Annotated in this window: 21 protein-coding genes; 13 read left to right on the forward strand and 8 right to left on the reverse strand. The window is 37.4% G+C overall.

Annotation, left to right across the window (positions count from 1 at the left end):
* Nucleotides 1-474 precede the first annotated feature (474 nt).
* Together R0123_RS01485 and R0123_RS01490 are read right to left on the reverse strand one after the other, a co-directional pair.
* Nucleotides 475-678, reverse strand: a complete 204-nt coding sequence (locus R0123_RS01485) for a hypothetical protein (protein WP_323842839.1) — start codon at nucleotides 676-678, stop codon at nucleotides 475-477.
* Nucleotides 679-1008 (reverse strand): helix-turn-helix transcriptional regulator, encoded by a 330-nt coding sequence (locus tag R0123_RS01490; RefSeq protein ID WP_323842840.1) that lies wholly within the window; start codon nucleotides 1006-1008, stop codon nucleotides 679-681.
* A 126-nt stretch (nucleotides 1009-1134) separates the two neighbouring features.
* Between R0123_RS01490 and R0123_RS01495 the strand changes: the two genes are divergently transcribed.
* The 7 genes from R0123_RS01495 to R0123_RS01525 all read left to right on the forward strand — a co-directional run bounded on the left by R0123_RS01495 (nucleotide 1135) and on the right by R0123_RS01525 (nucleotide 7544).
* Complete coding sequence (locus R0123_RS01495) at nucleotides 1135-2364, forward strand: phage/plasmid replication protein, II/X family (RefSeq protein ID WP_323842841.1); 1230 nt, start codon at nucleotides 1135-1137, stop codon at nucleotides 2362-2364.
* An 18-nt stretch (nucleotides 2365-2382) separates the two neighbouring features.
* Nucleotides 2383-2685 carry a hypothetical protein gene (locus R0123_RS01500; protein ID WP_323842842.1) on the forward strand — a complete coding sequence of 101 codons (303 nt, stop codon included), beginning with the start codon at nucleotides 2383-2385 and terminating at the stop codon, nucleotides 2683-2685.
* A 227-nt stretch (nucleotides 2686-2912) separates the two neighbouring features.
* Nucleotides 2913-3143, forward strand: coding sequence for a major capsid protein (locus R0123_RS01505; RefSeq protein WP_323842843.1), 231 nt, complete (start codon nucleotides 2913-2915; stop codon nucleotides 3141-3143).
* Nucleotides 3144-3273: 130 nt separating this feature from the next.
* Nucleotides 3274-4566, forward strand: a complete 1293-nt coding sequence (locus R0123_RS01510; RefSeq protein WP_323842844.1) for a type II secretion system protein GspD — start codon at nucleotides 3274-3276, stop codon at nucleotides 4564-4566.
* 13 nt (nucleotides 4567-4579) lie between these two features.
* Nucleotides 4580-6106 carry a virulence factor TspB C-terminal domain-related protein gene (locus R0123_RS01515; protein WP_323842845.1) on the forward strand — a complete coding sequence of 509 codons (1527 nt, stop codon included), beginning with the start codon at nucleotides 4580-4582 and terminating at the stop codon, nucleotides 6104-6106.
* Between the two features lie 20 nt (nucleotides 6107-6126).
* On the forward strand, nucleotides 6127-6420 hold the full coding sequence (locus R0123_RS01520; RefSeq protein ID WP_323842846.1) for a DUF2523 family protein: 294 nt from the start codon (nucleotides 6127-6129) through the stop codon (nucleotides 6418-6420).
* On the forward strand, nucleotides 6417-7544 hold the full coding sequence (locus R0123_RS01525) for a zonular occludens toxin domain-containing protein (protein ID WP_323842847.1): 1128 nt from the start codon (nucleotides 6417-6419) through the stop codon (nucleotides 7542-7544). Before R0123_RS01520 ends, R0123_RS01525 begins: the two co-directional genes overlap by 4 nt.
* A 203-nt stretch (nucleotides 7545-7747) precedes the next feature.
* Here R0123_RS01525 and R0123_RS01530 read toward each other — a convergent pair whose 3' ends face one another.
* Both R0123_RS01530 and R0123_RS01535 read right to left on the reverse strand, forming a co-directional pair.
* Nucleotides 7748-8671 carry a hypothetical protein gene (locus R0123_RS01530; RefSeq protein WP_323842848.1) on the reverse strand — a complete coding sequence of 308 codons (924 nt, stop codon included), beginning with the start codon at nucleotides 8669-8671 and terminating at the stop codon, nucleotides 7748-7750.
* A gap of 218 nt (nucleotides 8672-8889) precedes the next feature.
* Entirely contained in the window at nucleotides 8890-9201 is a 312-nt protein-coding gene (locus tag R0123_RS01535; protein ID WP_323841499.1) for a hypothetical protein, read from the reverse strand.
* 49 nt (nucleotides 9202-9250) lie between these two features.
* On the opposite strand from R0123_RS01535, the gene R0123_RS01540 reads away from it, so the two are divergent.
* The 5 genes from R0123_RS01540 to R0123_RS01560 all read left to right on the forward strand — a co-directional run bounded on the left by R0123_RS01540 (nucleotide 9251) and on the right by R0123_RS01560 (nucleotide 12366).
* Nucleotides 9251-10540: a hypothetical protein gene (locus R0123_RS01540; RefSeq protein WP_323842849.1), complete on the forward strand. Its 1290-nt coding sequence runs from the start codon at nucleotides 9251-9253 to the stop codon at nucleotides 10538-10540.
* A 61-nt stretch (nucleotides 10541-10601) separates the two neighbouring features.
* A complete protein-coding gene (locus R0123_RS01545) occupies nucleotides 10602-11144 on the forward strand; it encodes a hypothetical protein (RefSeq protein ID WP_323841501.1) in 543 nt (180 codons plus the stop codon).
* Nucleotides 11113-11328, forward strand: coding sequence for a hypothetical protein (locus R0123_RS01550; RefSeq protein ID WP_323841502.1), 216 nt, complete (start codon nucleotides 11113-11115; stop codon nucleotides 11326-11328). Before R0123_RS01545 ends, R0123_RS01550 begins: the two co-directional genes overlap by 32 nt.
* A gap of 25 nt (nucleotides 11329-11353) precedes the next feature.
* On the forward strand, nucleotides 11354-12043 hold the full coding sequence (locus tag R0123_RS01555) for a hypothetical protein (protein WP_323842850.1): 690 nt from the start codon (nucleotides 11354-11356) through the stop codon (nucleotides 12041-12043).
* A 14-nt stretch (nucleotides 12044-12057) separates the two neighbouring features.
* The gene (locus R0123_RS01560; protein WP_323842851.1) at nucleotides 12058-12366 is read left to right on the forward strand and encodes a hypothetical protein; all 309 of its coding nucleotides are present in this window, start codon (nucleotides 12058-12060) and stop codon (nucleotides 12364-12366) included.
* A gap of 72 nt (nucleotides 12367-12438) precedes the next feature.
* Here the strand turns inward: R0123_RS01560 and xthA are convergent, their stop codons facing one another.
* The 4 genes from xthA to R0123_RS01580 form a co-directional block, all read right to left on the reverse strand.
* A complete protein-coding gene (xthA, locus tag R0123_RS01565; protein ID WP_323841505.1) occupies nucleotides 12439-13254 on the reverse strand; it encodes an exodeoxyribonuclease III in 816 nt (271 codons plus the stop codon).
* 57 nt (nucleotides 13255-13311) lie between these two features.
* Complete coding sequence (locus R0123_RS01570; RefSeq protein ID WP_323841506.1) at nucleotides 13312-14178, reverse strand: SDR family oxidoreductase; 867 nt, start codon at nucleotides 14176-14178, stop codon at nucleotides 13312-13314.
* Between the two features lie 170 nt (nucleotides 14179-14348).
* On the reverse strand, nucleotides 14349-15302 hold the full coding sequence (sohB, locus tag R0123_RS01575; RefSeq protein ID WP_323841507.1) for a protease SohB: 954 nt from the start codon (nucleotides 15300-15302) through the stop codon (nucleotides 14349-14351).
* A 114-nt stretch (nucleotides 15303-15416) separates the two neighbouring features.
* Nucleotides 15417-17270 (reverse strand): potassium/proton antiporter, encoded by a 1854-nt coding sequence (locus R0123_RS01580; RefSeq protein ID WP_323841508.1) that lies wholly within the window; start codon nucleotides 17268-17270, stop codon nucleotides 15417-15419.
* Nucleotides 17271-17696: 426 nt separating this feature from the next.
* Here R0123_RS01580 and aspS point away from each other — a divergent pair, with 426 nt between their 5' ends.
* On the forward strand, nucleotides 17697-19490 hold the full coding sequence (gene aspS / locus R0123_RS01585) for an aspartate--tRNA ligase (RefSeq protein ID WP_323842852.1): 1794 nt from the start codon (nucleotides 17697-17699) through the stop codon (nucleotides 19488-19490).
* The last annotated feature ends 17 nt before the right edge of the window (nucleotides 19491-19507 follow it).

Consider the following 19507-nt stretch of genomic DNA (forward strand, 5'->3'; position numbering starts at 1 on the left):
TTTGTCTATAATCATGAAGCTGGTGATTGCACAGTTAAGAATAAACAATCACAAGTAATCAGTACAAATCCACAAGACTGCAAAAATAAATTTCGCATAACCGACTAGTTATACTTCGCATAATGTAAGCTAAGATTATGCTAAAAAAGCCCATGCTATATTATCTCTAGCATGGGCTTTTTTACCGTTGCTCGTAACGGCTGCATAATCTGCATTATGCGATGTATAACTATACACCACAACCCCAAGCAAGGCGGATTAAATGCCAATCCATTAAGGCAAATTTAATCCGCCTTTGCGTTGGGGTTTGTATGTGATTTTTATTTTTTGTGAATTTATTGTCATTGATTTATATTTACTTTGTAATGACAAATAAGTCGGTTTTTGTGTGAGCAGGGCGGGCGGTGCTAACGACGCTGGCGAACACAAAAACCGCACACCGCTATCTAATGGTGTGCCTGAGTGAAAAATATTTCACTTTTTTTGCTTAAATGGTGTGCCTGAGTCCGGAATTTCGGACTTTTTATCTTTTGATTTATTTTTCACTATTTTTATCACAATAAGTTTAAAAATTCCAATCAAACATATTGCAACCATTGCACATATAAAATAAACCTGCACATCACTGATGGCGTTATTGATTTGATTTTCGACTAGCTTTAAATCTGCGTCATTCATTTAAATTCTCAATTCTTGACTTTTATTTTGAACAATAAGTGCTTTAAGCATATTTTTAGCTGTTTTTTTATTTTCATTTTTCATTCTTGATATTTCAATGAATAGTAATTTTAATTCATCGTCTTCACTTACATCATCATCAAATACAAGCTTATCTATTGTTGTGTGTAGTGCAATAGATATTTTTTTAACTTTATCTATGCTCGGATTGCTTTTACCTAATACTATATCCCTAACTGTTGTATAGGGTATGTTTGCTAATTCGGACAGTTCTTTTGTACCTATGCCAAGTTCTTTGCATCGGTTTTCTATGTTTTTACCCAAGCTCATACAACCCCCAAAATTTATACTTACTATTTTATTTGATTTTATTTATTTTTTATGATATTTCGTATTGACTGTTACGGTATTCTGTATTATATTACGGTTTAATGTAAATAAATTACAGTTTACCGTATGCTTGACCATCTCCGTTTAGCCGTCCCAGTATTTCCTATCTATGCTGTTGAGCGTGGAGAAGGGAATTTTTATTTTGAAGGGGACTTGCTTAAATTAGGGTTAAATTGTGGGGCTAGGGTGGTTACGCTGGGCGATGATGGCAAACCCAAAGCACAGGATTTATATACCCCTTACGACACGCTTGGTACTGATTTTAGTGATATGGCAATTAAGTTTTATGATAAGGGCATAAATACCTTGCCATATCTTGAACTCAAAGCCAGCCCACTTAAATTATTGCAAGGTCATAATGTCTACGGTTTTGATAGCATTGAATTGGCGTCGATTGAAATGCTTGGCATGGTTGTTGATGCTTTACCAAATCTTTGCCAATATTTAGATTTTGCCAAAACCGAAGTATTACATATTGACACAACTTATATGGCAAGTCTACCGAGTCAAAATCTTGTTAAACCAGTGCTTGAATATCTTGCAAATATCTCAAGCGGTCATGCCAAAGCCCAAAACCTGCGTTACAACAATTATGTTCGCTGGGGTACACAAAACAGCCGATACATTGGTCGTAAAGTCTATGGCAAGTTTGAAGAAGTCGAAAACCAAATTAAACAGTTAAAAAGGCAAGCTGGTAGAGATAATCAAGCATTATCAAAGTTAAATGCTTTATTTAAAGCCAAAGACTTTGCAAATGCAAAATTACGCTTTGAAGCTCGTATCTGTAAAACTTATCTATCAAAAAACAATTATCCAAGTAATCTGTTTGAGCTAATACATTTACAAAAAATGCAACCTGACTTACTACAAAAATTATGGGGAATTGCATTTAATCCCATTTTTACAGCTCTTGAAGGTGAAAATATGACACTAAATGATGATGACAAAGTTTATGAATTACTTAAATCTAAGCTATTTACAGTAACCAAAAAAGGCAATGTGAGCCATACAAAAGCTAATAATGCTTATCAATTTTATAAAACGCTAAAATCTGATGGCTTTGAAAAGTTAAAATCATCACTTTGCGACAATCCAAGTGGTCGTCGATTATTTTATTCTAATGTTAAACAGCTTATTGATTGTGGCATTTCAAAGGCTCATTTGCAAAATTTACATAATTCAGATGATTGTAAAGTCATTCCCTTTGTCCGTTTGATACAAATTGACTTTTACAATCAATTACCTGATGACTATGTACAACCTGTTTCAAAATATCAATTACCTTTAGTGGCTTAATTTAAAAGGAGCTTTATCATGATTACAATGTCTTTAAAAGTGATTGGTGCGTCTGGCGTTGATTTCACCGCTGATGATGGCACAAACTACAATTACATCAAAATTGTTGCATTGATGGATAATAAGGGCGGTTATGGCTCTAATAGCCAAACTTTCAAGTATGACAAGCCAAGTTCCGAACTTGAAAAAGAATGCGGATTTATGAAAGCTGGTGAAGTCTATAACGCTGATTGTACTGGTTCATTTGAAAGTAACGGCAAAACCGCTACATTTACAATCAAAGAAATTAAATTTAAAAACGCTAATATTGCTCAAAAATAATGAAAACTTATGTTTGTTCTGATTTATATAACTTGCCAAATGGAACTTCAGTTTGTACAAATTGGGTTGAATTGGAACATCAGCAATATAGTTTTTTATCTGAATTGGCGAATTTAAGTTATGTTGATATTACTTTAATTCTGTCAATGACTTCTGCACTCTTTGCAACCGCCTGGGTGTGGAATTTCCTTTCAAAACAAGCGTCTAGATAAATAAGGAGTTTTTTTATGAAAACGCTTAATGGAAAATATCAAAAAGCTGTTAATACAACGGCTGTTGTTGCAACTGGTCTTGTCGCATCGTCTGCATTTGCTAACGGTGCATTAGATATGACATCAGCTACAACGCAGCTTGGGCTTGCACTTGCTGCTATTGGTGCATTGGGTGCGGCTAAACTTGCACCAGCTGCATTAGTTTGGGTATGGTCTATCATTACTCGTACTGCAAGCCGTGGTTAATTCATAGCTTTTTAAAGGGTGGGGCGGTGGTAACATTGCCCCATTCTTTTAGGTGTTTTTGTTTTATGGTTATTTATTGTTTGATTGTGATTACATTGGCTTTATATATACTTTTTAGAGATTAGAAAAGATGAAGATGTTGTTATTGTCGTTACTTCTTGCTTTGCCTTTACCTGCTTTTGCAAGTTGGGTTGTTGAACTTGAAAATATTGATGTTAAGGTTGCAGCTCGTGAGATTTCAACAATCACTAAAAAAAATTTTATTGTTGCTGATGACTTAAATCAAAAAATAACAATCAATATTCGCACCCCAGTATCTGATGAAGATTTATATCATTACTTTATTAGTGCCCTAAAAATGCACAATATCCGTGCTATTGAGATGGGCGGGTTTATTCAAGTTGTTGCTGATGTTGGTGGTTCTGATGTCATTAAGCTCAATTATGCCAATGCTCAAGATGTCGCAAATATTGTTAATCATTTGGCTTTTGATGGCATTTCTGCTGTTGCTGATGTTGCAAGTAATTCAATCATCGTTAAATCAAAATCATCAAATAATATCCGTGATTTGGTCTCAAAATTAGACAATAAGCGACAACAAGTATTGATTCGTGCGGTGATTGTTGAAGTATCTGCTGATGATGTTAATCAACTCGGCATTCAATGGGTTTTGGGTCAAGAAAATGGTTATGGCGTGCTTAATCTTAATCCAAAAGTTGCTTTGTCATCTGTTATTTCTGATACAGTTTCAAAAAACCCTGCTTTGTCGGTGCTTGGTGGTATTTTGTCATATGGTAAGAATCAAGACAATAAATTCTATGGAGCTGTACTTCAAGCACTTAATCAAACCACTAACGCAAATCTATTATCAATGCCCTCTGTGCTTGCTCTTGATAATGAACAAGCTAATATCTTAGTTGGCCAGAATGTACCTTTTTTAACTGGCAGTTACTCAAAAGATGACGGTCGAGAGTTCCAAATCATTGAGCGTCAAGATGTGGGTATTAATTTAAGAGTTAAGCCCCAAATAGCCGATGACAATATAAAATTAAAGATTTATCAAGAGGTATCTAGTGTTGTTAATACTCAAAATTCAAGTGGTATTATCACAAATAAAAATGTTATTGATACTACTGTATTAACTAAAGATGGTCAAACAATTGTACTTGGCGGTTTAATGCGTGATGATTCTTTGGTTGATAGTCAATCTTTGCCAGGTCTTTCAAAAATACCTGTTTTGGGTAGGGCTTTTAAATCAAATCAAGATGTACGCAAAAAATCAAATCTTTTGATATTTTTGCAACCGACTATTTTAAATGACGACAACAAGTCTCAACCAATTATTGTTGATCCTACAACCAACGAAGTGATTAAGCTGATTGTAGATCATGGGCAGGTTCAAAGGATTGTTCTAGATCAATAAATGATGGTTAATTATGAAAAAAATTTTACTTTGTTTATTGCTTTTATTGACTTCTGTTTCTGCTCATGCTGGTGCACAGCGTGATGATGAAGGCTTATTTAATCAGTCTTCTATCGATCAGCAAAAGGAAATTAAAAAACTTGAAAAGCATGCTGATAAATTATCACCTTTGAATAAAAATCATGTTGGACATTCATCGCCTAGTGGTTGGACAATTTCAAAAAATCCTCAGATTAATAAAGATGGTGATGTTACAGTTGTTGCAAAAAAAGAGGGAAAAGTATCAACTGTTACTGTCGATAAAGATAAAATTAAGCAAAAAATAGGTTTATCTCACAAGATTAGAGCAAAGCGAGGTAATGCCTTTTCGTTATTTTCTCAGATGGCTATTGATATTGCAAAAGATATGTATGGTCAAATTGATAATCTAGCAATTATTGGCGATGTTGATGCAAGTTGGTTTGACAAGTTTTACAATTTTATTTTTAATAAAACAAGTAATGAAAATTTAGAAAAACTTAAGCTTCAGTTTGATTTACCTCCCCATGGTTATTATTGGGTGCTTAGTGTTCATGATTCTTTTCTTGATATTGATGATTCGCCTTTTGTTGCTTATCATGATCTAGTTATTCCTAGTGTTTCATATACACAACAGCTTTGTGATACAGATATTGTTACTTCTCATATTGGAGGTAAAAATTATAGAGCTTATCATAAACTAATTGATGATGCGTACTCATTATACGGAATCTTTTGCGTTCCTCAGTCTCATGTTGGCTTATACTCGCCTTATTCTCATGATTATTCTATTTACATGTCTATGTATCGATCGGTTGAAAATAAAATACAAGTCAAGGATTTTATTGAAAAAATTCCAGATGCTGCAAAATTAGGTACAAGCAATTCAGCTAAAAACATTGTAGAATCTATGGCGGTTGTTGATGTTCTTTCTGGTGATTATGATCAAGAATTTACTAAAAACCAAAGAGTAGACAGCCAGCCTTTGGAGATTCCAAACCCTGAGCCTTATATTCCTTATTATCCAGTTGGGCCTGATACAGCCACCGATCCTGCTCGCGACCCAAAAACCGATCCTGCTCGCGACCCAAAAACCGATCCTGCTCGCGACCCAAAAACCGATCCTGCTCGCGACCCAAAAACCGATCAGCAAAATCCCAGTACAACAATTGTTAATCGTCAATTTCCTGTATTCTGCACTTGGGCTAAGCCTGTTTGTGATTTTATAACTTGGTTTAAAAAAGAGCCTGATGACAATGATTTTAGCGATCGTGATCGTCCTAAAATTGATGATTTGTCATTTGATATGAATCCTTCTGACTTTGATTCTGACTATTTGAAGTATGGTGGTCAATGCCCTGACCTTGATTCATTTGTTATTCCCATTGGTGAACAGAGTATAAACATGAAATTTGACATTAGCCCTTTTTGTTCTTTCGTTGTTAATGTTCGTCCTGCAATTTTAGCTATTGCTTATTTACTTGCAATGATGATTATCGGTAGAGCGATTCAACAAACATAGTTTTATGAGGATTTTAGTTTATGTTTAAAGTATTATTTAATTGGCTTAATACTCTTGTTCGTTCTAACAATCAAAATTGGTTGGCTCAAATATTGACTGGTAGCGGAATAGGGCTTGTTACTATCACTGGTTTTAATGCATTTATTGATTACTATAAAAGTAAGGCTTTGCACGAATTGGGCGAGCTTGGGGCAGTGAGCGGTTTACTTGGTTTGGCTGGCATTGATAAAGCAATTAGTATCATTATTGGTGCTTATCTTGCTTCTGTTTATATCAAAACCTTTGCAAGTGGTTTAAGGGTGGTTAAAAAATGATCAGATTGATTACTGCAACCCCTGGCAGTGGCAAAACTTGCGTTGTCGTTGAATGGCTGCTAAAAGAGATTGATAGGGGTTTTTATAAAGAGTTTTATACTAATATTGAGGGTTTAACTGTATGCGGTGTTCGCCCTTTGCCTGATGATTGTGATTGGCGAAAATTAAACCCTAAAAAATCAAAAGACGAACCGCCAAAGCTTGTTATTATTGATGAATGCCAGTATATACCTGCATTCATGAAAGAAAATCGCTCAGTAAGTAACGCTATTGGTAAAGATTTATCAACTCATAGACATTATGGGCTTGATATTTGGTTTATTACTCAATCTACAAAGCTTTTAAATGATTATGTACTTGAAAATGTTGGTGAACATGTCCATTTATTTCGCCCAAAAAAATCAAAAAATGTACAGGTTTATTGGTGGTCTTATGTACAAAAAAGCTTAACCAAATCAGCTTTTAAAGATGCTGATGATAAACAGGTTTGGCGATTAAACCCCAATATGTTTAATTATTACAAATCAACATCTCAGGTTACAGACTCAAAAGGGCGAGTAAGTCAAAAGGTTGTCATGAGTGTATTATCGTTTATTTTGATTTTATTGGTTATCTCATTCTTTGTTACAAAAGGTCTTGATGCTTATACTAAAATGAAAGCTGGTGATGTTGTACAATCAGATCAAGTGGAGGCTTCAGCAAATTTAACAGCTTCTCAATTATCTCAGATTCCTTTATCGGACAGTGATTCAAATATTTTAACTGCAGATGACTCAAAAACTGAATCAACCGATGATGAGTCTAAAGAAAACAAAGATGTTAAAAATGATGAAAAGTTTGCTAAATCTGATGACTTGTCAAGTAATAATCATGAGCAACATAAGCAAAATTATTATGTTCCGTCATCACCAATGCCTATTTATACACCTTTATATAATGCACCAGCTCCAGTTTTGCCAGAGCCTACGCCATCTAATGTGCATTATGTTTCACCAAATTTGGGTGAGCCAACTGTATTTGTCTATAATCATGAAGCTGGTGATTGCACAGTTAAGAATAAACAATCACAAGTAATCAGTACAAATCCACAAGACTGCAAAAATAAATTTCGCATAACCGACTAGTTATACTTCGCATAATGTATATTATGTTAAATAAGAAATTAGAGAAGGTAAATTAGCTGCTGACAGTTTCAAGTTTTTTGCTATGACATAAAAGTGTGCAGCCCTTAACATCACTATACCCCCCTAAAATTCAAGATGTTCATTTTAACGCACCCAAAAGATGCAAGCCCCCTTCTTTTTTTATTAGTAAGGGGGTGTATAACTCACTTTGTTTTCGCCGGAAACATTGGGCGAGGAGCGGGTTTTTTTGCATATTCTTGGAATGCTTGTTTGATTTCCACCATGTCTTTGGCACGTTGTTCGTCCAACTCGTAAAACTCATCAAGACTTAAATGACCGTCTTTTGAAAGCATATCAAATCGCTTACTGAGTTTGTTTTTAGCTTCTGAATTGCTGCATTGCTGCTGATAAAATGTTTGAAAATGTCTATTTTCAAAGGTAAAATCATTTTCTTTTTGGTTCAGTGTGCCAGCAACAATAGCAACATCTGGTGCTTCTTGTGGTACAAATTCATTTGGTTCAGCAGGATAGCTTAAGTATTCTCTCATGGCATCTTTACTGATGTCGCCGTAATGATACAGGTTTAGCCCCATATTGTATTTTGGCACATGCTCATCTGTGATATTATCAACAAAACAAGGGCTAAAAAAATGCTTATCTAATGCGATAAATTGCTCCGCGGACAATTGGTTAATTTTCGCACTGGTTTGAGAACCAATATTTAATGCAAAGTATTGGTTTTTTTCATGTTCGTCAGCATGGGCGTAGGCAACAGGGTAGTTTTTTAAGTCAAACAGCACTATGTTGATGTTGCGTCTTTCAGGCGACATTAATTCTACGCGTTCATCATCGCTGATATAACTGATTGGATTGGTTGTATAAAATTTAAGCAGGTTGTATTTGGTCTTTTTCAGGTTATCAGCGTGGTATAGGATGGTGCTGTAATCTCGAATGGTATTGGCATTGAGGTTTTCTTGTGTGATAGCAGTATTATTTTTCAACTGACCGTTTTTATCTTCTGCGCTACATGCAGTTGTAGCCACAACCAACATGGTTGCTAGAGCTATATTGGTGATGGTGAGTTTTCGTCTGGATGCTAATGACTTAAATTTGGTTTTGATGTGCATTTTTTTTCACTTCTTTGTGGTTTAGATATGTTCAAATAGAACTTTGCATAAGTATCTTATATTAAATAATATATTCAATAATAAATCAATTAAATAAACTATTTAATATAGTCATGCTATTATAGCAAAAAAAAATATACATACAAGACAAACCATATGTAATAAACCCTCCCCAATAAAAAAAACTACCTGAAAATCATAGGTGGTTTTTTTTAGGTCTATTTGTTACTATCCGCCGCAATGCCTAACGCCATTCGAAACAAGGATTTTCCTTCGGTGGGCGCAGAATAGACGCCGCCCTTCTCATCTTGCTTTTCTTTGGCTAATTGTTCTTTTAAGGCTTTTATTTCTGCTTGTGCTTGCTCTAATTCGTGTTGCTGATGTTTACGAGTACCCCTTTCCATCAGTATTGATTTAATATCTTCAATTTCCGCCGGCGACATTCCCAAGCACACCAAGTCTGCTTCAGGCGACACCAAAAATAGATACTCAAATAGATTACACTCAAGCGCCTGTGATACTTGCGTCATGGTGGATAATCTTGGGTTTCTATAGGTGTGGTTGTTGATATGATGAATATTGCTGAGAACAAACCCAACCCCTTACTATGCCCAAGATTTTGTTTTTGAGTTGAGCTATGGTAATGACTATCTTGGTGGTTCGGCCAGAACACAGTTTAATGCGCTGTATGGTGCAAATTTACCAGTTGCTGCCAATATCAAGAAACCTACAAAGAAACTACCAACAGTACCGCGCTTTGCTAACACACAAGAAAGCCTAACCCCTGATGAAATCGCAAGAGAAAATATGAACCTTGCTAATGCAGCAATGATGGCTGATGACATGGGTTATGATATTTCTGGCCGCATGGTATCTCATCGTATTTTGGCATCAATTTTTAGCACAGAAGATGGTGTGTCTTGGGACATCGCAGAACGTATCGCGCCACCTGCAAAAGTCAGCGACATGACACCAGAAGAGCTTATAGAGTATATAGCCACAAGACGTTATGGTGACTCACAATGGTTTGTAGACATGGCAAAAATGAACATGCGCGGTTTACAAACAGAATTAATCGCCATGCAAGCCGAAAAGAAAATTCTTGAAAAGGAATTGATTATGGCTGAAAGAGCAGTTGAAAAACAATTGGCGGCTTATTTAAGTATCAAAAATAAGAGCCAAGAAATGTTGAATCAGGCTATGTATGATGGTATCATAGCAAATGCAATACCGGATATTATTGCTGCTCATCTTGAGAAGAAAGGTGATGAGTTTGTTGAGACTGGTGGTTTTGATGATAGTATGAGCGTCGCGGATGCTGATTTAACCAATATACCAGCAGACTTAGCACCTTTGCTAAACGAATTGCTAGAAGGTATTGCGCATAGTGAGGCAAAATCTTACGAAGCTTATAACAACGGTTCTATTGATGGTCCTTGTGGTGGTAGTCTTAATAAGTCCAAACCAAAAGGTGATGGGGTAACTAAGCTGACTGAAATGACAATGGCTCAGTTAAAAGCAAGGGCTAATGCGCCTTGTAGTACAAAGATTTTTGCTGCAGGTATGTATCAAATTATACCTGACACTCTAAAAGGGTTGTTGATCTCTTTACCTCATTTAAGAAACTCAAAATTCACGCCTGCGGTGCAAAAAGAAATGGCTCTTCAACTAATGAAGGAAAGAAAGCATATTAACGCTTGGCTTGCTGGTAAAGATGTACCTATTGATAGAGCTGTTTACAATGTATCTAAGATTTGGGCATCAGTAGCTGTACCAAAAGGTTTGCCAAGAGCCAAGGCACCATATCAAATGGCAATCAAAGCTATTATGGCTCAGGCAATCAATCAAATGCGACTTCTAATAAGATGATTATTAACGCATTGTTGAGAATTAAACAGTATCACGAAAACAAAAAACAAGGGTAAATAGTATGAAGCCATTATTTTTAATCGCAGCTCTTGGTTTGGCAAGTATCGCAACCATTGCTCATGCTGAAAACAGAAACGGTCCTTATAAGCTGGATAGATGCTACGCTGAAGAAGGGGAATTAGAACCTTATAAAGAGTCTGGTTATAATTTATGCTCTCAAGAAGCTCGCTCGTTGCTTGATACTATTGTATCTCAGGTTAAAAAGCCTAATTTTAACAAAGACTATGTTTTTGGGCGAATCAAGTATACGATTAAAGATGGTTCAAACAGAACTGGTTATAACCAAGTGGCAATTAACCTAAAAACAAAGCAAACTTATGTACTGCCTTACACCGTTATTCTGCCAAAAGGCGAAGTTCCTAGCTGGTCTTTTAATGAAAAAAGCAATAAAATTTGCCTTCTAAATGATGATGTAATCATGTCAAATGTAGGAAACCATTGGTCTTATTCTTATGATAATGAAATACTTCCTGATGAGAGAGCGAACTGCTTTTCTTTGTATAAGCATGATTATGATGGAGTCTTTGGCTTCTATTCAAAATAAGAAAAAAAATAAATTCAAAACAGCAGCAGAATGGCGATCTATAGGACATCCAAATAAATGTACGCCATCATTATGTTTGCCTTATTCAGGTTCCAAAGATAAGGCGCAATATTCCCATACTGTGAAAGTTTGGACTATTATGGCCAAAATGGATCAGTTGATAAAAGAAAATAAAACAAAGTGATTAAATAGATTGAGGTTGATATTCAATGAACAAGGTAACATCTTTGCTTAGCTTTATGCTTATTTCTGTATTGGTGCCTGCCAGCGCTGTAGCCGGCGAGCCTGCTCTCGGTTTAACAAAACAAGTAAACGGTTATACGGTTGGTTGCTTCTCAGAAGGTCAATCATTTGTGTCTGAAAAAACCTTTGATTTATGCAAACCAGACAATACAAGACTTATTCTGGATACAGCTGCAAAAACAAAACCTAATTTTGGCGGAGGCCTGAAAGCCATCAAGGTGCATCCTTTTAAAGAAAAAGATACAGCAATGGTTGTTTTTGTGGACGAAAAGAAAAAAACCATCAAACCGGATGATAGGGTGTATGTTGTAGATGAGGGTTCTATTGGATCTTTACATACTAGAAAAGACAGCTTTGTTATTTGCTTTGACACAAAAGATGATTATGTCGCTGCTACAGCATACGATAATCAAACAATTGTTAAAGGCGGTTGTTCTTACGCAACTAGAGAGAGCAAAGCAACAGTAAGCACAAACCCTTTGATTACTGGGCTTGGTGAAGTTGGAGAGCTTGGTTTGAAGGTCGATAAAAGCAACCCACCAGAAAGAGATGGTCGATTTAAAAATGTGCTTCATGAGCGTAATATTGACATGTTGGGTGGAGATTATTACCCTATGTCATACGCAAATGAAGTATTTAAAATGCACAAAAAATAAGCAGGCGAGAAACTATGCAATTCCAAGTCGCAGATGAAATATTTAGAGTGGCAGTTGATCCACCTAAACGCATCATGGGTGATAATAATCAACTCGCAAGCGTTTTACAGGATTTTGAGCCGCCAAGGGTGGGAATGGGTTATGAAAATCCATTATCAAAAAACAGCTTGCCTTTTCAAAAGGAAATCAGGGTTATTAGTGACCTTGCTGGTAGTCGTGAAAATCTTGAGGTGCTTATCAATAATGGCAAATATGCACTCAGTGAAAATCACCCTGCTCTAGAATTTGTAATGGTATCGGTAAGGTTAATGCGATTTTTTTAAAATAATAATAAGTGCGACAATCTTAATTAACTGTCGCACTTAAATAAGGCTTTTATTTCATTGAATTTTGAATTAAATCACAAACTTCGCCCAAATTGGTGCATGGTCAGATGGTTTATCAAAACTACGAATCTCATAACTGATACCAGCACCAGTGCAGTCATCAATCAGCCCATCCGTGCATAAAATATGATCAATACGCAAGCCTCTTTTTGGCTCGTCATCAAAACCTTTGGAGCGATAATCAAACCAGCTAAATTCATCCGCATGATTGGGTTTAAATTTGCGATAAGTGTCATGCAACTTACGACTCATCAGGTTGGCATACCAGAGTCGCTCTTCAGGTAAAAATGAACAAGTGCCTTTTTTTAGCCAGCGTTTGGCATTTGCTTCACCAATACCAACATCATTGTCATGTGGTGAAATATTCATATCACCCATAACTATCAACTCTCTACCTTGTTCTTTTAGTTCATCAATATAACAGTTTAAATCAGCATAAAAGGCTTTTTTCATGGGGAATTTGATCTCATGCGAGCGATTTTCCCCTTGTGGGAAGTAGCCGTTAATAACATCAATCTCACGGCCATTTATGTCAAATCTGGCATGAATCAGTCGTTTTTGAGCGTCAAGATTGGCAAAGGGAAAGCCTTTTTGTACAAAAATAGGCTTAAATTTAGACAAAATTGCTACTCCATAGTGTGATTTTTGTCCAAAAAATTCCACATGATAGCCCAGATTTTCAATATCAGTGAGTGGGAAAGCATCATCATGAACCTTGGTTTCTTGCAAACCGATAATGTCTGCATTCAAAATGTCTCGTACCGCAATAAGCTGATGAGGTCTGGCTCGCAGTCCATTGATATTAAAACTGACAAAAGTGGTCATAATCTTATCTCTACTTCAAATCCATGCTTGCTCTTTTTTTACCTGACTTTATCACAATCACAAAAATTTTGTAATCAATCTTAGCGGTAAATACTTCATGCCCAAACCGATGGGCAGCCAAGGCCATGCTGGCACATAGGCTTCATCAACTTTAGCTTCAATCGCTTTGATGATGACATCTGCACCCTCATCTTCTTCAATTTCAAACGGTAAATATTTTGCTCCAATATTCAAATCCGTACGCACATAGCCTGGATAGATGGTTGATACTATAATTGGTAATTTTTCTTTAATGGTATCAGCTCGTATGCCCTCAGCAAGTGCTGCAAGTCCCGCCTTAGCAGCAGCATAAGTTGTCAGATGGCGGGGCAAGCCACGCACTGCCGACATACTAGAAATCACTACTAAATGTCCGCTATTTTGTCGACGAAAAATCTGCATTGCCGCCTCGCATTGAGCAAGAGCCGATATGAAATTAGTCTCGGCTGTTGCCCGATTTATAGCAAAGCGACCATGACCAATGACACGACTGTCGCCCACCCCTGCATTAACGATGATTTTATCAATTTTACCGCCTTTATCTTTGACTGCATCATTAAAGGTTTCAAATACTGTAAATACATCGTCATAAACCGTTACATCAAGGTTTTGTGCATGGACTTGAACGCCAAATTCTTTTTCAAGTGTTTCTTTTAAATCATTAAGACGATCAAGCCTTCTGGCACAAATGGCCAAATCATAACCCAAGAAAGCAAACTTACGAGCCATCATCGCACCAAGTCCACTACTTGCACCTGTGATTAGCACTGTTTTGCCTTGTCCGATACCACGAATATCATTCAAATCTTTAATTTTATTAAACTTATTAGCAACGACACGACCAAATTTATCAGCTTTTATAAACAGCTCTTCAAGTTTTTTCATACAAACTTTCCAAAGTAAATTAAAAATACAGCCAGTAACATGATTGCCTTATTCAGGCCATGTTTAAACAAAAAATAGCAAAGAAATTTTTGCTATTCTAACGCATTTTTTGCCAAAATTCTAATGATTTAATGCAATTGACAAATTGCATTAAATCATACATAACCTCGTTAAGGGCGTTGAAATTGGCTGATGAGTTTAGCAACAGATACGGTCGCTGATTCTGCTGCAGCCTTTATTGATGCGTTCATTTGTTCGGTCAAGCCCAATTTTTCCATCAAATTAGGCTTACTTCGTGATTGCAAAGAAAATACATTGTAATGCTTCATCAGTGACAGCAGATATGAATCCGATGTGCCAATTTCATCGATCAAATTTAATTCAAGTGCATCTGTGGCAAACCAAAATTCACCAGTAGCAATTTTATCAACATCAAGATTTGGGCGGTGCTTTTTGACAAACTGCTTAAACAGCTGATGAATACGGTCAATTTCAGCTTGGTATTTACTACGGTCTTCGTCGGTGTTCTCCCCAAACATCGTTACCGTACGCTTGTATTCACCTGCGGTAAACATCTCATAGCCAATGTTGTGCTTTTTCATTAATTCATGAAAATTGGGCAATTGACTCACCACACCCACCGAACCAATGATGGCAAAGTCTGAAGCAATCACTTTGTCTGAGACAGATGCCATCATATAACCACCACTGGCAGCAATTTTATCAACACAAACTGTCAAGCTAAGCCCTGCTGTTTTAATGCGTTTAAGCTGGGCTGCTGCCAAACCATAACTATTAACTTGACCTCCGCCAGATTCCAAGCGTAGTACCACCTCATCTCCAGCTTTTGCTGTACCAATGATGGTACTGATTTCTTCACGCAAATTCTCAACGGCACTTGCTTTGATATCTCCATCAAAATCAAGCACATAAACACTTTTATCGTTTGATAATTTTTCTGATTTTTTGTCATTAGACTTGCCAAAAGGTAGTTTTGACAGGCAGAATTTTTTCCCATCTTCACTGTTTTTAATTTTTTCAAATTGCTCTTGGCGTTTTTGTTTGACTTTGTTTAAGTGGATGATTTGTAATTCAACTGGTTTTTTTGATGAATGAAATAGCATGACTACCTCTTGTTGTTAAAGTGATTGTGAAAATTTTACTAAAAATAAGAACGATTTGGCCAAAAATATTATAAAAAATATGCGGTTAAATCGGTCGGATTAAAACCTTAATCATCAGTCAAGTTTTTTTAAACCAACGCCACGCAATCGACCATGCCCATCAACATCACGCACAATGAGCGACCAAGCATCATTAAGACGCACCTCATCTCCTTTTACAGGCTCTGCCTTAAAATGAGACAGCATAAATTCCTCGATCGTCTGATGACTCGCCTTGCTCAGCATTTCAATGAGTCCATCATCAATTCCTGACAAACCAAGCGAATCAAGAGATGGTGTAAAAATATCATCTAACGCATTGGCAACAGGTGCAATTTTTTTGGCAAATCGATTTTGCATCAATGAACGAGTGGCAAGATTATAAAATGGCAAATCTCGAATGCGTGCATGCGGTGATAACAGCCAATCGCCATAAAACTCACTGGTTTTTTGGTACTGGGTAGCAGAATTATTAAAAACTTTGGCAATATTTGCCGCCCAATCGCCAGACAACGCATACCAAACAATATCACCAACTTTTAGCGTGGTATCTTCATGCACGCTCATCAAATAGCCATCACGCACTACAGCAAATACAGCAATCTCCTGAGAATTTACTTTGGTTGAGATGCTCTGTGGATGGCGACCAATCGCAAATGCCCCTGCTTTAACTTCAAATTCATACAGTGTGATATTGGCTTGGTCGCCAACCCAAATCTCATGTTCAGCCTTAGGTTCGGCATCGGTAGGCACCCACACACGAAATGCCCGAGACATGAACGGAATGGTTGCTCCTTGTGCTAATAACGAAAAAATCACCACACCAAAAACGATATTAAAGGCCAGATTTGCCCCACTTACGCCACTCATTACAGGAATAAGTGCCAGCGTAATCGGTACAGCACCACGCAACCCCACCCATGAAATAAATCCAACTTCTCTTGGGCGAAAACGAAATGGCAATAAACTTGTTGCTACAGCGATGGGTCGAGCAATAAAGAGTAAAAATAAGAAAATAATCAATGAATAGTGCCATTCTTCAAGCATTCGTGATGGTGATACCAAAAGCCCAAGCACCACAAACAATACCGCCTGCGATAGCCAAGCAAAGCTATCCATCACACGCAAGACATGCTCCGTGGCTCGTACCTTGGTATTGCCAATTGCGATGCCTGCCAGATAAACCGCTAAAAATCCACTACCGCCAAGTAGGTTGGTGGCACCAAATACCGCCATACCTGCTGACATGATTAAGATGGCGTACATACCTTCTGCCAGATGCACCTTTGGTAATAGTCGAGACAATACCCAGCCTGCCGCAACACCACTTACCAAGCCCACACCAATCTGCTGAACCAGCATTAACAAAATACCTAAAATGCTTTGACTATCAGAGTCAAGATTTAAGGAAATCATGACCGTTACAAGCAAAATTGCCATTGGGTCGTTCGCACCAGATTCTAGTTCAAGTGTTGCTTGCACACGATCATTGAGCTTGACACCGCCATTACGCAATAAACTAAAAACCGCCGCAGCGTCCGTTGAGCCAACAATCGCCGCCATCAGTAAACCCAAACGCCAATCAACACCAAGTAGCCAAGTAACAAATACGCCCAGCGTCGCTACTGTTGCAACCACCCCCCAAGTAGCCAATACAACAGCAGGTTTTAGCCCTACTCGAAACGACTTAAAAGAAGTGCGTAAACCACCATCAAGCAAAATACACGCCAATGCCGCCTGCCCAATGAAGTTTGCCATTGAGTATTCTTCAAAATGAATGCCAAGCAACCCTTCTTCACCAGCAAGCATGCCCACACCCAAAAAGAACAGCAATAATGGCACACCCAGACGCGCCGACAGCGTACTGGTCATAATGCTTATAAAAATCAACATTGATGCCACAAGGTAGATGATATTTAAAGTCTCCATCGGCTTAATTTATCTCCTTAAAATCTTAGAAAAATGAGAAATTGACACAAGATATATACACAAAAAATCAAGCCTGATTCTAACACACAAGCACTCAAATTTCTATAATAAATTCATTTATTTAGCAGACTTTTACCATTTTTTCATATAAGATAAACAATCATGAAAAATATTAGATCATCTAAATTAAATAGTTTATTTTTTTATGAAAAAACAAATATATTAAAAAAACAATCCGTCCAGTTCATTCATCAATTCAATTTTACTCTAAGATTTCTTTGCTTTGATGCAAGCTTTTTTATTTTTTAATAAAAATTTGTCAAATTTTTATTAACATTCTGGTATATTTTTGCTACAATCTAGATCTAAAAATCTATTTAATTTCTTAAATACACTTCAAACTTAATTCATTAAGGCAATTGTTTTATGATGCGTAGTCATTATTGTGGTCTTGTGACCGAAGAGCTTATCGACCAAACCATCACCATCGCAGGCTGGGTTCACCGTCGTCGTGATCATGGCGGTGTGATTTTTTTAGACATGCGTGATCGTGAAGGTCTGTTGCAAGTTGTCATCGATCCAGACACACCCATAGCATTTGCCACTGCCGATGCTGCTCGCTCTGAATACCTACTAAAAATCACAGGTCGTGTGCGTCGTCGCTACGAAGGCACCGAGAATAACAACATGACAAGCGGTCAGGTTGAACTGCTTGGCAAAGAAATTGAACTGCTTGCCAAGGCTGACACTCCGCCTTTTCCACTCAATGATGACAACATCAATGTATCAGAAGAATTGCGTCTAAAATATCGCTTCTTAGACATTCGCCGTCCAGAAATGTTGGACCGTTTGCGTTTTCGCTCAAAAGTAACCAGTCTGATTCGTAACTATTTAGATGAACACGGATTTTTAGATGTTGAAACGCCAATCCTAACTCGTGCCACCCCAGAAGGTGCAAGAGATTATTTGGTGCCAAGTCGTGTGTCTAATGGTGATTTTTACGCCCTACCACAATCGCCACAGTTATTTAAACAACTATTGATGATCGGTGGTATTGACCGCTACTACCAAATTGCCAAATGCTTTCGTGATGAGGATTTGCGTGCTGACCGCCAACCAGAATTTACACAAATTGACATCGAAACTTCATTCTTAGATGATGATAGCATCATGGACTTAATGGAAGGTATGACCGTTAAGCTGTTTGATGAATTGCTTGGCGTGAAATTTGATAAATTTATCCGCATGCCGTACTCAGAAGCCATGCGTGATTACGCATCAGACAAACCAGACTTGCGTATTCCTTTAAAACTGGTTGATGTGGCAGACATCATGAAAGATGTTGAATTTAAGGTATTTTCAGCCCCCGCCCAAGATCCCAAGGGTCGTGTTGTCGCCCTGCGTGTACCAAATGGCGCAGAAATAAGTCGCAAACAAATTGACGAGTATACCAAATTTGTTGGTATATATGGTGCCAAAGGTCTTGCTTATATCAAAGTCAATGATACTAATAACATCAATAACGGCGTGGATCAAGAATCAGGCCTACAATCGCCAATCATTAAAAATATGACCGATGAGGTGTTGGTTGAACTCATTAAGCGTACTGATGCAGAATCTGGCGACATCATTTTCTTTGGTGCAGACAAAGCCAAGGTAGTAAATGATGCGATGGGTGCATTGCGTGTAAAACTTGGCCATGATTTAAATCTACTGACTCAGCAATGGGCACCGCTATGGGTTGTTGATTTCCCAATGTTTGAAGAAACCGATGATGGTAAATGGACTTCTGTTCACCACCCATTCACCCTGCCAAAATCTAGCGTAGAAGAAGTCAAATCAAACCCAGGTCAGGCACTGTCTGTCGCTTATGACATGGTGTTAAACGGCACGGAGATTGGCGGTGGTTCATTGCGTATCTATACACTAGAAATGCAAAAAGCCATCTTTGAAGCATTAGGTATTAGTGAAGAAGAAGCGGAGGAGAAATTTAGCTTCTTACTTAACGCCCTTAAATATGGTGCACCACCACATGGCGGACTGGCATTTGGTCTTGACCGTTTGGTGATGTTGATGACAGGTTCATCGTCAATCCGTGATGTGATCGCTTTTCCAAAAACCAAAACTGCAGAATGCCCATTAACCCAAGCACCTGCATCAGTAGATGCCAAGCAACTGCGTGAATTGGGGCTACGCATTCGTGAAAAAGAAAAAGCCTAATGATGAATTGGTTTTAA

This window comes from Moraxella sp. Pampa (assembly GCF_035181385.1).
In the GTDB taxonomy this organism is placed as follows: Bacteria; Pseudomonadota; Gammaproteobacteria; order Pseudomonadales; family Moraxellaceae; genus Moraxella.

Bases quoted from the DNA above. Each gene is read 5' to 3' on its own strand.
- R0123_RS01500 (WP_323842842.1), top strand. From the start codon at position 2,383: ATGATTACAATGTCTTTAAAAGTGATTGGTGCGTCTGGCGTTGATTTC.
- sohB (WP_323841507.1), bottom strand. From the start codon at position 15,302: ATGCTATTTCATTCATCAAAAAAACCAGTTGAATTACAAATCATCCAC.
- R0123_RS01490 (WP_323842840.1), bottom strand. From the start codon at position 1,008: ATGAGCTTGGGTAAAAACATAGAAAACCGATGCAAAGAACTTGGCATA.
- aspS (WP_323842852.1), top strand. From the start codon at position 17,697: ATGATGCGTAGTCATTATTGTGGTCTTGTGACCGAAGAGCTTATCGAC.
- R0123_RS01485 (WP_323842839.1), bottom strand. From the start codon at position 678: ATGAATGACGCAGATTTAAAGCTAGTCGAAAATCAAATCAATAACGCC.
- R0123_RS01570 (WP_323841506.1), bottom strand. From the start codon at position 14,178: ATGAAAAAACTTGAAGAGCTGTTTATAAAAGCTGATAAATTTGGTCGT.
- R0123_RS01495 (WP_323842841.1), top strand. From the start codon at position 1,135: ATGCTTGACCATCTCCGTTTAGCCGTCCCAGTATTTCCTATCTATGCT.
- xthA (WP_323841505.1), bottom strand. From the start codon at position 13,254: ATGACCACTTTTGTCAGTTTTAATATCAATGGACTGCGAGCCAGACCT.
- R0123_RS01515 (WP_323842845.1), top strand. From the start codon at position 4,580: ATGAAAAAAATTTTACTTTGTTTATTGCTTTTATTGACTTCTGTTTCT.
- R0123_RS01525 (WP_323842847.1), top strand. From the start codon at position 6,417: ATGATCAGATTGATTACTGCAACCCCTGGCAGTGGCAAAACTTGCGTT.
- R0123_RS01555 (WP_323842850.1), top strand. From the start codon at position 11,354: ATGAACAAGGTAACATCTTTGCTTAGCTTTATGCTTATTTCTGTATTG.
- R0123_RS01510 (WP_323842844.1), top strand. From the start codon at position 3,274: ATGAAGATGTTGTTATTGTCGTTACTTCTTGCTTTGCCTTTACCTGCT.
- R0123_RS01550 (WP_323841502.1), top strand. From the start codon at position 11,113: ATGATGGAGTCTTTGGCTTCTATTCAAAATAAGAAAAAAAATAAATTC.
- R0123_RS01535 (WP_323841499.1), bottom strand. From the start codon at position 9,201: ATGACGCAAGTATCACAGGCGCTTGAGTGTAATCTATTTGAGTATCTA.
- R0123_RS01545 (WP_323841501.1), top strand. From the start codon at position 10,602: ATGAAGCCATTATTTTTAATCGCAGCTCTTGGTTTGGCAAGTATCGCA.
- R0123_RS01530 (WP_323842848.1), bottom strand. From the start codon at position 8,671: ATGCACATCAAAACCAAATTTAAGTCATTAGCATCCAGACGAAAACTC.
- R0123_RS01560 (WP_323842851.1), top strand. From the start codon at position 12,058: ATGCAATTCCAAGTCGCAGATGAAATATTTAGAGTGGCAGTTGATCCA.
- R0123_RS01580 (WP_323841508.1), bottom strand. From the start codon at position 17,270: ATGGAGACTTTAAATATCATCTACCTTGTGGCATCAATGTTGATTTTT.
- R0123_RS01520 (WP_323842846.1), top strand. From the start codon at position 6,127: ATGTTTAAAGTATTATTTAATTGGCTTAATACTCTTGTTCGTTCTAAC.
- R0123_RS01505 (WP_323842843.1), top strand. From the start codon at position 2,913: ATGAAAACGCTTAATGGAAAATATCAAAAAGCTGTTAATACAACGGCT.